The organism is Micromonospora sp. NBC_00821 (assembly GCF_036347035.1).
Classification (GTDB): Bacteria; Actinomycetota; Actinomycetes; order Mycobacteriales; family Micromonosporaceae; genus Micromonospora; species Micromonospora hortensis.
Window position 1 is genome coordinate 3,833,280 of record NZ_CP108880.1, and the last position, 12,969, is coordinate 3,846,248.

Sequence of the window (12,969 nt, forward strand, 5' to 3'; positions counted from 1 at the left end):
GTCGGTGACGCCGACGCGCGGGTTGCTGCTTCAGGGCGTCATGTGATGGTGGCGAGTTCGGTGAGAATCGGGCGTAGTCGACCGGCCAGGTTCGGGTCCGTACGAGTGAGTTCCTCGGCCAGGGCCGTTGCGGCGGCCCGGAGCGCGCGACGTAACTCGGTCTCGTCGGTGGAGCGGACCAGTGTCGTTTCGAGCGGCCCACTGATGTCGGCGGGTAGGAGGTGGGCGCCCTTGGCGTAGCTGGTGGGGAGGCCCAGACGGTGGCAGGCGAGCGCGATCGTCTGGGTGCGCATGGCGCTGATCCAGTGCTCCGCTTGCCAGTATCTGCCTCGCTCGATGCTGATCCGCGCGTGCAGAGCGTGGTGCCATGCCAGGCCGGCCATCTCGTCCTGGCCGCTCGTCCTGGCCGCTGGGGGTGGTGTGGATTGCCCGAACATGAGTCGCCAACTCGGGCCGCGCGGCCCGAACTCGGCTTCCGGGCTGAACGCGAGGTCGACTTCCAGGCAGCGAGGAAGCAGGAATACCCGGTAGATCGCGGACCCGGCCGTCAGGTCCCAGTGGTGCACCGCGGCGAAGTCCTGATACATCTGTCGCGTCCACCGACGCATGACGGCGTCGAGCGGGTCGCTGACTGCGAAGGCCAGATCGATGTCTGACCAGCGGTCCTCATCGTCAGTGGCGTGCGAGCCAGTGATGGCGGCGGCGACGATGGCGCTGTCGTGTTCCGCCAGGTGCAGCAGCCGCTGCCGGATCAGGTCGCGTTCCTCTACGGAGAACATGACAACCAAGGCCCGCCTGCGGCGAACATTCGTGCGGAGGCGTGTAGCGCGGTGACGACGGCTGCCACTGCCGGCAACTCGGCGGCGCCGCGGCGGTACCCGATCCGGGTGCGTCGTCGAGTCGGCGCGGCGATCAGCCGTACTCCCGTCTCCGGCGCGATCACCGCTAGTTCGGGCACCAGCGCGACCCCCTGTCCGGCCCTGACCAGGGCAAGCACTGCGGCGAAGTCATCAATGTGGTGCCGTGCACGCGGGGTGAACCCGGCGCCCTGGCACACCCGCAGAGCCACGTCATGGCACAGCGTGCCCGAGCTGGCCAGGATCCACGCGGTGTCGTGGGCATCGGCGAGCGTGGTGACCGGTGCGTCCGCCGCTACGGCGAGGTAGACGGCCTCGTGCAGCAGCGGGACCGACTCCAGCGACGGGTCCGTGACGGCCGGCACGACGTCGTAGTCATGTAGCAGGCCCACGTCCAGCCGGCGGTCGCGCAGCGCGCCGGGCACCGTGACCGGGTCGAGTTCGCTGACTGACAGTTCCAACCCCGGATGGTCGCGGCCGAGCGAGACCAGCGCCGCCGGCAGCACCGTGCGCACGGCGGTGGGATGGGCGCCGATGCGGATCGGCCCGGCAGGCTCGGAGCGTACGGCGGCGACCGCGGCGGTGGCCTCCTCCAGCGCGATGAGCACCGTCGCGGCATGACGTACGAGCACCCGGCCGGCGGCGGTGAACTCCACTCGGCGGCCGCTGCGCCGCAGCAGCGCGACACCCGCTTCGCGTTCCAGCACGGCCAGCTGCTGGGAGACTGCCGATGGTGAGTACGCATGGACGGCGGCGACGGCGGAGATCGTGCCGAGCCGATCCAGGTCACTGAGCAGCCGCAACCGGCGTCCATCGAGCATCAGCTCACCTTACGCATCAGCGCAGGAATCGGAACTGGATCTTACTGGTGCCGTCAGCCAGGCTGAATCCATGACGTTGAACGGCGTGTACGTTCCCTTGATCACTCCCTTCGACGAGGCCGGGGCGGTGGCCTTGGGCGTACTGGAAGAACTCGCGCACGACGTGCTGACCGCCGGTGCCGCCGGTCTGGTGGCACTGGGTACCACCGCCGAAGCCACCACATTGAGCGCCGCCGAACGTAACCAGGTGCTGGGGGTGCTGACCGGGGTCTGTATGAGGCGAGGTGCCCCGCTACTGGTCGGCGCCAACACCGCCGAGGAATTGCACGCGCTGGCCGCACGCCGATCGGTGGTCGCCGCGTTGTGTCTGGTGCCACCGTTCCTGCGCCCCGGCGAGGATGGCGTAGTGGCGCACTTCGACGCCCTCGCGGCGGCCAGCCCGGTGCCGCTCGTGGTCTACCACGTGCCGCACCGCACCGGACAAGACCTGTCGACAGGTGCGGTACGGCGGCTGGCGGCGATCGACGCGGTGATCGGTATCAAGTACGCGCCGGGCGCCATCGACGGCGACGCGGTCGATCTTCTCATCGACCCACCCCAAGGGTTCACCGTCCTCGCCGGGACCGACGAGTTGCTGGCGCCGATGCTGGCACTCGGCGCACACGGCGCCATCCTCGCCTCAGCACACGTGGCCACAGCACAATTCCGTGCGCTGGCCGCAGCCCTTCAGGCAGGGCAGGCGGATCAGGCGCGGCCGCTGGGACACCAGCTCAGGCGACTGTCCGCCGCCCTGTTCGCCGAGCCCAACCCCGCCGTGATCAAGGGGGTGCTACACACGCAAGGCCGCATCCCGACCCCGAGAGTACGGTTGCCGCTGCTGCCAGCGGCTGCGGCCAGCATCGACGCGGCGGTCCAGCACCTCGCGACGTCTGATCTTCAGTGAATGCGCCATCGTTGTAGAGAGGTGCCACTGCGACATCGATTCCTGCTTCTTGGAGGTCCGGGCCTTGAACGAGCTTTACCCGCCGATCGAGCCGTACGAGGCGGGCATGCTCGATGTCGGCGACGGCAACCTCGTGTACTGGGAGGTCTGTGGTAGCCCGGCCGGCAAGCCCGCGCTGGTCGTCCACGGCGGACCCGGGTCAGGGTGTGGGAGCGGCTGGCGCCGGCACTTCAATCCGGACCGGTACCGGATCGTCCTGTTCGACCAGCGTGGCTGTGGCCGCAGCACACCGCACGCGAGCGACCCGACGACTGACATGCGGCACAACACCACCTGGCATCTGATCGCCGACATGGAACGGCTGCGCGAGCACCTGGGCATCGACAGGTGGTTGCTGTACGGCGGTTCCTGGGGCTCCACGCTCATCCTGGCCTACGCGCAACAGCAACCCCGACGGGTGTCCGAGATCGTCATCGCCGCGGTCACGATGACCCGGCGGTCCGAGATCGACTGGCTCTACCGGGGCGTCGGCCGGTTCTTCCCCGAGCAGTGGGAGCGGTTCCTCGCTGGAGCCCCGGGCACACCACGCGACGGTGACGTCGTCGCGGCCTACGCCGTTCTCATGGAACATCCGGACCCCGCCGTGCGGGAGAAGGCCACGGCCGATTGGTGCGCCTGGGAGGACGCGGTGCTGTCCGGAGAGACCGGCGGGGCAGCAAATCCGTACGGCGACCGCCCTTCCGCGGCGCGGCTGGCCTTCGCGAGAATCTGCGCGCACTACTTCTCCCACGGGGCGTGGCTGGAGGAAGGCGTACTGCTGCACGATGCCGGTCGGCTGGCCGGCGTCGCAGGTGTCCTTATCCATGGTCGACTCGACCTGGGTGGGCCGCTGCAGACGGCGTGGGAACTGCACCGCGCCTGGCCCGGCGCGGAGTTGATCGTTGTCGAGAACGCGGGGCATCTCGGCACCGCCGAGACGCGTGAGCACGTCCTTCGAGCCCTCGACCGGTTCGCAGTCAACAGTTGACGTCTACGGCACCCACTCCGTCGCCGCGGCGCTGCTCAGGGCAGGGCGCCCGCCGGATCGGGGTACCAGCAGGTCGAAGGCGTCGGAGCACTGACCTAACCTGGTGAGATGCTGTCGCAGGTGAAGGGCTTGTCCCGACATTTCACTGAGGAGACCCTGCGGGCGTACCTCATCGATCGTTCGGTTCGTCGAGACGACGGCTGCCTGATCGTCTGCGGCTACGGTAGCCAGCGGGGCGTGTACCAGAAGGTCGCCGGGAGGGCTTGGGCCCACATCACGGCCTACGTTGTCTTCGTGGGCGGCTACGAACCGAGTTTGGACGTGCGCCACCTTTGTGGCGTGCCGGACTGCATCGAACCCACTCATCTGCAGCAGGTGACACACGCCGACAACTGCCGCAACCGCACCCAGCAGCCGCGCTGCCGCCGCGGGCACGAGCGTGAGATCGATCCCGTGAGTGGCCGCTACCGCAAGGTGTGTCGTGTGTGCAACAGCGAGTCCCAGCGAAGGTGGCGCGTCCGCCAGGCCGCCGAGGTTGCCGCAGCACGGGCGGCTTACGGGCGGCAGGCGGACTGAGTGCGTGCGGCGCCGTCTCCGGTCCGTCTCGGGCACCGAGTTCGCTGAGTAACCGGATCGGCGGGAACTCGTGAGCGTGCTGAATCGACTACGGTTTGCTGTCATGCCGGCGGAGTCGCGCGGGTTCGCGCAACGCGTCGCCCGGATTTCCCTCGCCGGGCTGTTCGGCGGGCCGGTCGCCGCCCTGCAAGAAGCCGGCGGGGTCGCCCTCGACCTGGCGTTCGGTGGCGCGACGCCGGACGCCCGGAAGCGGTTCGCGAGGGTCTCCGACCGGATCGAGGCCGGCCTGGTCGCATTCGCTCGTGGTGAGGGGATCGACGCCGCGGCCACCGCCCGGGCGCTGGAGAACGTGCGGCAGATCCTGACCGATCATCCACTGACCGTCGCCGACCTCACCGGCGCCGACCTCGACCCGGACCGGGCGGCCGCAGTCATGCGCCGCCGCGCCGAGCCCGCGTTGACCAGGCTCGACGACACCGATCGGCGGCTGACCGGAATGGCCCTCGACGCGGCCGTCGGTGCCCTCGCCGCCGAAGCGGCCGAGCTGCCGGATCTCACCCGCGAGTTCCAGGGTGCGGTGCTGTCTCGGCTCTCCGCGCAGGCCGCCGCCACCGACGAGCTGCGCGAGACCCAGGAGGTTCTCGAGGCGTCGGCGGTCCTGCACGACGCTGCGTGGCCCTGGTGGCGCGAGCAGTACCCGCCGAGCGCGCTGCTGCGGGCGCAGTACCGCATCGTGCCCTTCTTCGGCCGCGAACGGGCCCTGGAGGACCTCGTCGGCGGGCTCTCGGACGGACCGATGACGTCGCTGCGGATCTACACAGGGCCGGGCGGCATGGGCAAGACCCGCCTCCTGCTCGAAGCGTGTGCCCGCGCCCGCGACAACTCCTGGCGGGCCGGGTTCTTGCACCCAACTGTCGAACGTGTCACCGCCAGGCAGCTCGACCTGCTCGCCGCCGGGGCGGCCGGCGTGCTGGTCGCGGTCGACTACGCCGAAATCCGCCGGGGCGCGACCGCCGCCCTCATCGAGGCTGCGCTCGGCTGCCGCAGCCGGGTCCGGATCGTGCTGCTGGCCCGGTCGGCCGGCGACTGGTGGCTGGAGCTGCGGCACGCCCCGGGCCCGGTCGGCGACTTCGTCAACGGGCCCGCCGCGACCCGGCACGAGCTGGCGCCGCTGGCAAGCGATCCGGGCTCCCGCGCCGACATCCACCGTCAGGCGGTCGTCGCGTTCGGTGCCGCCCTCGACATGCCGGGCACGGTGCTCGGGGAACCGCTCGACTCGCCGCTGTACGACCGCGTGCTGTTCATCCACCTGCACGCGCTCGCCGCCGTCCTCGGCGACCCGGCCCAGACCCAGGACGGGCTGCTCGACTTCGCGCTGCGCCGCGAGCAGGGCTTCCTCGACCGCGCGATGCGCGACGCCGGTCTGCCGCAACTCGCCGGCCGTGCGGTGCGGCAGGCGGCTGCGCTGGTCACGATGGCCGGCGGGGCGGCCGGCCCGGCCGAGACAGTCGAGCTGCTGCGGCAGGCTCCGCTGCTCGGCGGCCAACCCGATGCCGCGCTGGCCGTCGTCGGCGAGGTGTTGCACTGTCTCTACCCCGCGGCGGCCTGGCTCGCGGGCGTCCAGCCGGACCTGCTCGGCGAGCACCTGGTCGCCGCGACGCTCGACGACGATCCGTTTCTGCTCGGGGCGTTCGGTGCCGTTCACTGAGGAGCAGGCCGTCCACGCCCTGACCGTGCTGACCCGGCTCGCGCAGCGTGAGCAGAACGTGGGGAGGTGGATCGTCGACGCGCTGCTGCGCGACCCAGCCCGGCTCGTCGGCCCGGCGATCAGGGTCGCGGTGGAGACCGGCCAGCCGATGGGGGTCCACCTCGACCGGGTCCTGCGCGAGACCGACCTGCCGACCGAGGTTCTCGTCGCGGCGCGGGCGAGCATCCCGCCGCACACGACGGTGCTTGGCTCGACCGATGCCGTCATCACCGGGATCCTGCTCGATCGTGGAGTCGGCGCCGGCACGCCGGAGCATGCGGGACTCGCCGTGCAGCACGCTGAGCGGCTCCTGGAGACCGGTGACCTCGCACGTGCGAGCGAGGTAGCGGCCACGGCGGTGGAGGCCGCACGGCTACACCCCGGACTACACCTGCTGGAAGCGCTCCGCGTACGCTCCGCGTGCCACACTGCGTCGGGCGAGCACCTGGCCGCGATCCGCACCGCCCAGGCGGCCGTCCACGCCTTGGCCGAGCTGGGCATCCGCTCCCCTGGCGTGGTCGCGACGACCTGGCACACCCTCAGCGTGCGGCTGCTCAACGCCGGCCGCGCGGGGTCAGCCGCCGCCGCGTCCGACCGCGCCGAGATCCACGCCCGGCTCGCCATCGACTCCGCCGCGGCCGAGCGGGGCGACATCGGCGGGGCCTACCACCTCCTCGGCCTGGTCTCTCTCGGCCGCGCCCAGGCCCTGATCGACGCGGACCGGCCGGAGGAGGCGCTGGACCCGGCGATGCGCGCGGTCACCATAATCCGGGAGCACGCGGTGCAGTCCCCGGACGGCCACGGCGTCGAGCACGCCCAGGCCATCCTCACCGCGGCCCGCGCACTGGCTGCCCGGCGCGAGGCCGCCGACGAGAGCGATCCGTTGGTGGCCGCTGCGCGCGGCGCCGTTGCCGAGGCGCTGCCCGCCGCCGTGATTGAGCTGTGCCGGGACAGGGGGCGCCGGCGGGACCTGAACGGCATGAGGGTGTACGCGACGTTCGCCGTCAACATCTTCACCAGGATCGGCGCGAAGGCGGCCGCCGTCCTCGTCGACGCCTTCGTCGACCTCGGGCTGTCCTGGCTGGACAATGTTGGCGGGCAGCCGGTCGAGCGGGTCGACGCGGCCGCCGTCGTCATCGAGGCCGCCGTCGCGGTCGGGCGGACCCTCGACGACAACGAGCGCCTTGCGTTCCAGCGGGCGCTGATAGCCCGCGGGCGCCTCCACGAGCGCCTCGCCGACGGTCCGGACACCGAGGCAGAGGCGGCGGCCCGGGAGGCGGTGCGGGTGGCGAGGGACGGGCCGTTGCTGGCGCGGGCGGTGGCGGCGAACAGCCTGGCGAACAGGCTGGCCAACGCGGGGCGGATCGAGGAGGCCGCCCGGGCCGAGGCCGATGCAGTGCGCGACCTTGCGGCCGTCTACCAACCGGACCGCGCGGACCAGGTCTTCGTGGCCGCCGCGTGGACCCGGCGGCTGTTCGCCCTCACCGAGCCCGGCGGTGGCCCGGACGACGACCTCCTCGGCTTCGCCGTCTCGCTGCTCACGTCCTACCGCCCGCACCGGGCCGCCGACACCGTCCTGGGAAACCTCACGGCGATCGGGTTCGAGGCCGTCATGGTGTACGTCCGGCGCGGCGACGCGGAGGGAGCGGCCCGGGCGCACCGAGCGCTCGGCGCGCTCGCCGACGCGACCGGGGACGAGGGCGTGCGGCGGGCGCGGGTGCTCGTCGCGTTCAGCGCGTTGTGCGGCCACCTGCGCGCCGGACGGGTTGATCTGGCCGTCGAGGCCCACGACGACGTCGCAGGCGTCCGGAGCGGCGACGAACAGGTCGTCCAGTGGGCCAAGTGCGCCAACGCGCTGATCAACGTCTACGTCGACACCAACTTCGCCGCAGCGCAGGAGTTGGCCATGCGGGCCGGGCCGGCGCTGCGCTCGCCGCAGTACCTTGCCGCGCTCCCGTCACTCGGTGAGAACGACCCTTCCGGTTACCTCGCGTGGCTCGACGAGATCGTCGCCGGACACGGCGTGATCCCCGGCGCCGACCGCGTCACGCTGGAGGCGCTCGAGGCCGATTATCGGGCGACCGTCGCCCAGCGCCGCCGCGACTTCGGCGAGCATCACGAGGCCACCCTCGCAACCCGCGTGAAATATGCCCAGATCCTGCACTGGCTCGGCCGTACCGCCGAGGCCCGCACCGAGCTCGGCGCCGCAGTCGAGGCGTCCCGCAGCCAGCGCGGCCCCGACCACGAGCAGACCCGCGCGCTGCAGGAACGCCTTGACGCCCTCGCTCCGGACAGTGGCTAAAGCAAGCCTGCGCGCCGAGAGCTCGCGACAGTCGAACAGACGCACTCACCAGTAGGGCAGGCCAGAGCCGTCAACACAACATCCTGATTCCTTACGCACAAGAACTGTCATTATGGTGCCTGTACGTTTCGCTCCTTTCGTCCCAGGTTATTAACGGATTATCGTTAATAACAATCCAGTATTTGGCTCCCCTGGCCCCGGCCACGAGCTTCAGCTCCGCCTCAAGAACGCGTTGGCTTCGCGGACCTCACGCGCTGAGGATGTGGGCATGGATGACCACGGCGCGAACGCGGCCGACGAGCAGGAGGAAGCGTTGCCCGGGGGCAACATGGGGGGTGCGACACGTGTCGGTGCCACTGTCCGGCGGACCGCCGGGGCTTGGAGCCCGACGATTCAACGCCTGCTACGACATCTGCGTGAGCACGGCGTCACCTGGGCTCCGCAGCCACTCGGGACCGATGAGCACGGACGCGACAGCGTCTCGTACCTGCCGGGCATCGTGCCGCGGTACCCGCTGCCGGACTGGATCTGGAGCGATGCCGTCCTCACCGATGCCGGTGCTTACCTCGCACAACTTCACCAGGCCAGCACCAGCTTCGACACCGTCGGCGAGGTGTGGCAGTTCCCGGTGCGGCAGCCAGCTGAGGTCGTCTGTCATAACGACTTCGCGCCGTACAACATGGTCTTCACCGACCGGCGGCTCACCGGAGTCATCGACTGGGACACGGCCTCGCCCGGTCCCCGGTCGTGGGATCTTGCCTACCTCGCCTACCGACTGGTGCCGCTGGCCCATCCCGACAACGGCGACGCAATCGCCAGTGACCTGGGCGAACGGGCACGTCGGCTGCGCCTGCTCTGCGATACCTACGGCTCGGCCCAAGACCCTGCTCACGTCCTCCAGGTCGCAGCCCTTCGGCTACACGACCTCGCCGCCTTCACCGAGGCGCGGGCTGATCAGGGCCAGGAGGACATTCGCGGTCACGTCGGGCTCTACCGACGCGACGCAATGTGGATCACCGCGAATGCCGATCGGCTGATCCTCGATGACACCTGATCAGATAGGCCGCCCAGCATCGACCTTGCGCGTGCGGCACCGCAGCCAGCATCGCCTGCGCCCGGACTCCTACCGAGCCACCCACGCCGTGTTCGTCGACGCCCGGGCCGACCTCCGCCCGGCGCGGCTGCTCGCAGTGGGCTGGCAGGTGGCCGCCGTCGATGGGACGCGCTTCGCATGCGGATCACGGTGGTGTTGACCGATCCGATGATCAAGATTTTGGGTCGTCGGCCCCAGGCCCGGGCAACAGATCGATGTCCGTAGCCCGCATGGGCTGTTCGCACTCCGAACACCGTAGTTCCACGTGACTGATCTTGCCGCAGGCGTGGTGGCGGTGGAGCACCGGCGGGCCGGCCTCGCCCGCCGTCCACCGGTCACCCCACCGCACCATGACGAGCAGCAGGTCACAGAGCTCCTGCCCCTTGTCGGTGAGCAGGTATTCGTGCCGGACCGGCCGGGCGGAATATTCACGCCGGGCCAGGACGCCCTGTTCGGCCAGCCAGTTCAGCCGCTCGGCGAGCACCTTGCGGGACATGCCGAGTCCGCGCTGGAGTTGTTCGAAGCGGTGCGTGCCGGCGTAGATGTCCCGCAGGACCAGCGGAGACCACGGCTCACCGATGACGTCGAGGGTGCGGGCGATCGAGCACGCCATGGCGCCGAACTGCGTTCGCTGCATGACGCCACGATACGCAAGATGGTTCCTTCAGGGAACTGACTCTGTTAGCGTCGCATCAGTCCATCTCCTTAAGGAACGGACTGGTCTATGCCCCCTCCACACGCGTCTGGAAGCCGAAAGAGGCCCGCATGAACCATCCGCCGATCGTGTCGACCGAGGACTGGCAAGAGGCAGTGAACACCTTGCGCGTCCACGAAAAGGCACTCACCCGCCAGCTCGACGCGGTAGCCGCGGCACGTCGCCGGCTGCCGATGACACCGGTCGAGCAGGAGTACGTGTTCGAGGGCCCGTCCGGGCCTGTCAGTCTGACCGACTTGTTTCAAGGCCGCCGTCAGCTCATCGTGTACACCTTCATGTGGCACGGCGTCGACGCTGTCTGCTCCGGCTGCTCGCTGTTCACCGACAACGTCGGGCACCCGGCCCACCTCAACGCCCGCGACGTCACCCTGGCGTTGACGTCCCATGGCCCACTGGACGACCTGCTGGCGCTGCGGCGGCGAATGGGTTGGACCCTGCCCTGGTACTCGTCACTGAACAACAGCTTCAACGCCGACATGGGAACCGGCGACGGATTCGCGCTGAACGTCTTCCTCCGTGCCGAGGACCGGATCTTCCGCACCTACACCACCACCGCCAGGGGCGTGGAACGCCTCGGCAGTAACTGGACCTTCCTCGACCTGACGCCATACGGCCGACAGGAGACCTGGGAGGACTCGCCGGAAGGCTGGCCGCAGACCCAGCCCTACCAGTGGTGGCGGCTGCACGACGAGTACGACACGACAAATGATGCGTCATGACAGTCGACACGCCAGTCGCTGAGCTTCTCTTCCGGCAGGACGATGCAACACCCTTCAACACCGACCTGGCGACACTCAAGCCCTGGAGCCAGGCATTGGCCTGTCTGGAGTCCGCGCACAAGTGTTGGCTGTCCACTGTCGGACCGGACGGCCGACCACATGCCGCGCCGGTGATGGTGGTGCTGGTGGATGGGGTGCCGCGCATCGCGAGCCGCCCGACCTCCCGCAAGAGCCGAAACCTGGCCCGCAACCCCCGTGCTGTCATCACGGTGAGCAGCGACGACCTCGACCTGGTGGTCAGCGGTGGAGCTCACCAGGTGTCGGGCGGCACCGCGCTGCGCCGGGTGGCCGCCGCCTTCGCGACAAAGTACGACTGGACGTTCGCCATCAGGGACGGACGAGTCCATGACGAGAGTCTGCCGGGATCGCCCGAGTATGCCTTCTACGAGGTCTCCCCCGTCCGGGCTTTCGGCTACGGCCCGGACGGGCTGACCGCGACCCGTTGGCGGTTCCACCAAACCTGAGTGACCGGGCTCGGGGCGTCGCCCCGAGCCCGTCCGCCGATGGTTGGTCTGGGCCACACTTTTCACCTCGATGTCGAGGCCGGTGGCCTGAGATCAGTGGGCGGGCTCCCCGAACCAGCGGGAAAGGTGGTCGTCCAGGTCCCGCTGGTCGTCGCCGATCCAGGCGACGTGGCCGTCGGGGCGGAGCAGGACACCCGGAACGTCCAGTGCCGCAGTCGAATCCGCGACGTGATCGACCCGGTCCGACCAGCCGCCGACGGTGAGGCGTTCGGTGCGGTCCAGCAGCAGGCCGCGGCCGCGGTGCAGCAGACCGTAGAGGTGGCCCTGTTTCACGTCCAGGTCGGGCAGACGGCGACCGAGCAGGTCGGGGCCGGGGCCGAAGTCGTAGCGGATACCGATGGCGGTGATCTTCTCCAGCAGATGGAGGTTCACCTCGTCGAAGTCCATCAACTCGATGAGCAGCCTGCGTACGGCCTGGGCACCCGGTTCGGTGGACAGCAGCTCCGTCTGGGCGCGGGTGTTGTCCAGCACCGCCTCGGCGACCGGACGGCGTTCGGCCTGGTAGGTGTCCAGCAGTGCCTCCGGCGCCCAGCCGCGGATCCGCGCGGCCAGTTTCCAGCCGAGGTTGAACGCGTCCTGGACGCCCAGGTTGAGGCCCTGTCCACCGATGGGCGGATGGATGTGCGCCGCGTCGCCGGCCAGCAACACCCGCCCGACCCGATACCTGTCGGCCAGCCGGGTGGCGTCGCCGAAGCGGGACAACCAGCGCGGGGAGTGCACGCCGAAGTCGGTCCCGGCGATGGCGCGCAGCTGGCGTTTGACGTCGTCGAGGGTGGGCGGTTCGGCGCGGTCGCTGACCCCGACGGCGGGAACCAGGACGCTGTAGACCCCGACGCCCGCGGGCCGGAGCCAGAACCGCTGGTGGGTCTCGCGGATCTCGGCCACATTCGCGGCGATCTCCTCCTGCGAAACGCCCACCTCCACTTCGCCCATCAAGCTCTCGGTCCGTGCGGGTTCGCCGGGAAAGCCGACGCCGAGGAGTTTGCGCACCGTGCTGCGCCCGCCGTCGCAGCCGATGAGGTAGCGCGAGCGCAGCTGTTCCCCGTCGGCCAGCTCGACTGTCACACCCTCGTCGTCCTGCTCGAACCCGGCCACCGCCCGACCGCGCCGAACCTGCGCGCCCAGGTCGATGGCGTGCTCTTCGAGCAGCCGTTCGATGACCGGCTGCGGGATACCCAGCAGGTAGGCGTACCGGGAATCCAGGCCAGTGGGCGCGGGCTTGGCGATGGCGGCGAAGTAGGCGCTGGCCGGACGCTGCCGCCCGTGCGGGAGGATGCGGTCCAGCAGCCCGCGCATCGCCATCAGCTCGAGACTGCGGATGTGCAGGCCGACGATCCGGACGGCCGACGCCGGTTCGGTCTCCTTCTCCAGGACGAGGACCCGCACGTCGTGCAGTCGTAGTTCGGCGGCGAGCACCGCACCGGTCGGCCCGCAGCCGGCAATGATCACGTCGTACGTGCGGGGCGTGCGATCGGTCGACGGGGGCTCGGCGCTGAATTGCGGAGGGTACATAGGTGTTGCCTTTCGGGAGTGCCGTGTTGGCAAGGCGCTCCCGGCGACACCTACGTCAATCGCCCGACCATGA

Annotated in this window: 12 protein-coding genes; 8 read left to right on the forward strand and 4 right to left on the reverse strand. The window is 70.0% G+C overall.

Annotated elements, in window-relative coordinates; all coding sequences use genetic code 11:
* Nucleotides 1-38 precede the first annotated feature (38 nt).
* A complete protein-coding gene (locus OHB44_RS17665) occupies nucleotides 39-779 on the reverse strand; it encodes a nucleotidyltransferase domain-containing protein (protein WP_330437595.1) in 741 nt (246 codons plus the stop codon).
* The gene (locus tag OHB44_RS17670; RefSeq protein ID WP_330437596.1) at nucleotides 767-1,678 is read right to left on the reverse strand and encodes a LysR substrate-binding domain-containing protein; all 912 of its coding nucleotides are present in this window, start codon (nucleotides 1,676-1,678) and stop codon (nucleotides 767-769) included. Before OHB44_RS17670 ends, OHB44_RS17665 begins: the two co-directional genes overlap by 13 nt.
* A 70-nt stretch (nucleotides 1,679-1,748) precedes the next feature.
* On the opposite strand from OHB44_RS17670, the gene OHB44_RS17675 reads away from it, so the two are divergent.
* The 6 genes from OHB44_RS17675 to OHB44_RS17700 all read left to right on the forward strand — a co-directional run bounded on the left by OHB44_RS17675 (nucleotide 1,749) and on the right by OHB44_RS17700 (nucleotide 9,327).
* A complete protein-coding gene (locus tag OHB44_RS17675; RefSeq protein ID WP_330441247.1) occupies nucleotides 1,749-2,621 on the forward strand; it encodes a dihydrodipicolinate synthase family protein in 873 nt (290 codons plus the stop codon).
* A gap of 64 nt (nucleotides 2,622-2,685) precedes the next feature.
* Nucleotides 2,686-3,648: a prolyl aminopeptidase gene (pip, locus tag OHB44_RS17680; RefSeq protein ID WP_330437597.1), complete on the forward strand. Its 963-nt coding sequence runs from the start codon at nucleotides 2,686-2,688 to the stop codon at nucleotides 3,646-3,648.
* Between the two features lie 108 nt (nucleotides 3,649-3,756).
* Nucleotides 3,757-4,224, forward strand: a complete 468-nt coding sequence (locus OHB44_RS17685) for an HNH endonuclease (RefSeq protein WP_330437598.1) — start codon at nucleotides 3,757-3,759, stop codon at nucleotides 4,222-4,224.
* A gap of 103 nt (nucleotides 4,225-4,327) precedes the next feature.
* Entirely contained in the window at nucleotides 4,328-5,932 is a 1,605-nt protein-coding gene (locus OHB44_RS17690) for an NACHT N-terminal Helical domain 1-containing protein (protein WP_330437599.1), read from the forward strand.
* Nucleotides 5,919-8,273 (forward strand): hypothetical protein, encoded by a 2,355-nt coding sequence (locus tag OHB44_RS17695; protein ID WP_330437600.1) that lies wholly within the window; start codon nucleotides 5,919-5,921, stop codon nucleotides 8,271-8,273. The genes OHB44_RS17690 and OHB44_RS17695 overlap by 14 nt, the downstream gene beginning before the upstream one ends.
* A 268-nt stretch (nucleotides 8,274-8,541) precedes the next feature.
* A complete protein-coding gene (locus tag OHB44_RS17700; protein WP_330437601.1) occupies nucleotides 8,542-9,327 on the forward strand; it encodes an aminoglycoside phosphotransferase family protein in 786 nt (261 codons plus the stop codon).
* Nucleotides 9,328-9,538: 211 nt separating this feature from the next.
* Here the strand turns inward: OHB44_RS17700 and OHB44_RS17705 are convergent, their stop codons facing one another.
* Entirely contained in the window at nucleotides 9,539-10,003 is a 465-nt protein-coding gene (locus tag OHB44_RS17705; protein ID WP_330437602.1) for a winged helix-turn-helix transcriptional regulator, read from the reverse strand.
* A 128-nt stretch (nucleotides 10,004-10,131) separates the two neighbouring features.
* Here OHB44_RS17705 and OHB44_RS17710 point away from each other — a divergent pair, with 128 nt between their 5' ends.
* Together OHB44_RS17710 and OHB44_RS17715 are read left to right on the forward strand one after the other, a co-directional pair.
* On the forward strand, nucleotides 10,132-10,800 hold the full coding sequence (locus OHB44_RS17710; protein ID WP_330437603.1) for a DUF899 domain-containing protein: 669 nt from the start codon (nucleotides 10,132-10,134) through the stop codon (nucleotides 10,798-10,800).
* Entirely contained in the window at nucleotides 10,797-11,324 is a 528-nt protein-coding gene (locus tag OHB44_RS17715) for a pyridoxamine 5'-phosphate oxidase family protein (RefSeq protein WP_330437604.1), read from the forward strand. The genes OHB44_RS17710 and OHB44_RS17715 overlap by 4 nt, the downstream gene beginning before the upstream one ends.
* Nucleotides 11,325-11,417: 93 nt before the next feature.
* Here OHB44_RS17715 and rox read toward each other — a convergent pair whose 3' ends face one another.
* Nucleotides 11,418-12,896 (reverse strand): rifampin monooxygenase, encoded by a 1,479-nt coding sequence (gene rox, locus OHB44_RS17720; RefSeq protein WP_330437605.1) that lies wholly within the window; start codon nucleotides 12,894-12,896, stop codon nucleotides 11,418-11,420.
* Nucleotides 12,897-12,969 lie beyond the last annotated feature (73 nt).

Coding starts and splice junctions, on each gene's coding strand:
- OHB44_RS17685 (WP_330437598.1), top strand. CDS start 3,757: ATGCTGTCGCAGGTGAAGGGCTTGTCCCGACATTTCACTGAGGAGACC.
- OHB44_RS17665 (WP_330437595.1), bottom strand. CDS start 779: ATGTTCTCCGTAGAGGAACGCGACCTGATCCGGCAGCGGCTGCTGCAC.
- OHB44_RS17670 (WP_330437596.1), bottom strand. CDS start 1,678: ATGCTCGATGGACGCCGGTTGCGGCTGCTCAGTGACCTGGATCGGCTC.
- OHB44_RS17700 (WP_330437601.1), top strand. CDS start 8,542: ATGGATGACCACGGCGCGAACGCGGCCGACGAGCAGGAGGAAGCGTTG.
- rox (WP_330437605.1), bottom strand. CDS start 12,896: ATGTACCCTCCGCAATTCAGCGCCGAGCCCCCGTCGACCGATCGCACG.
- OHB44_RS17705 (WP_330437602.1), bottom strand. CDS start 10,003: ATGCAGCGAACGCAGTTCGGCGCCATGGCGTGCTCGATCGCCCGCACC.
- OHB44_RS17690 (WP_330437599.1), top strand. CDS start 4,328: ATGCCGGCGGAGTCGCGCGGGTTCGCGCAACGCGTCGCCCGGATTTCC.
- OHB44_RS17675 (WP_330441247.1), top strand. CDS start 1,749: ATGACGTTGAACGGCGTGTACGTTCCCTTGATCACTCCCTTCGACGAG.
- OHB44_RS17715 (WP_330437604.1), top strand. CDS start 10,797: ATGACAGTCGACACGCCAGTCGCTGAGCTTCTCTTCCGGCAGGACGAT.
- OHB44_RS17710 (WP_330437603.1), top strand. CDS start 10,132: ATGAACCATCCGCCGATCGTGTCGACCGAGGACTGGCAAGAGGCAGTG.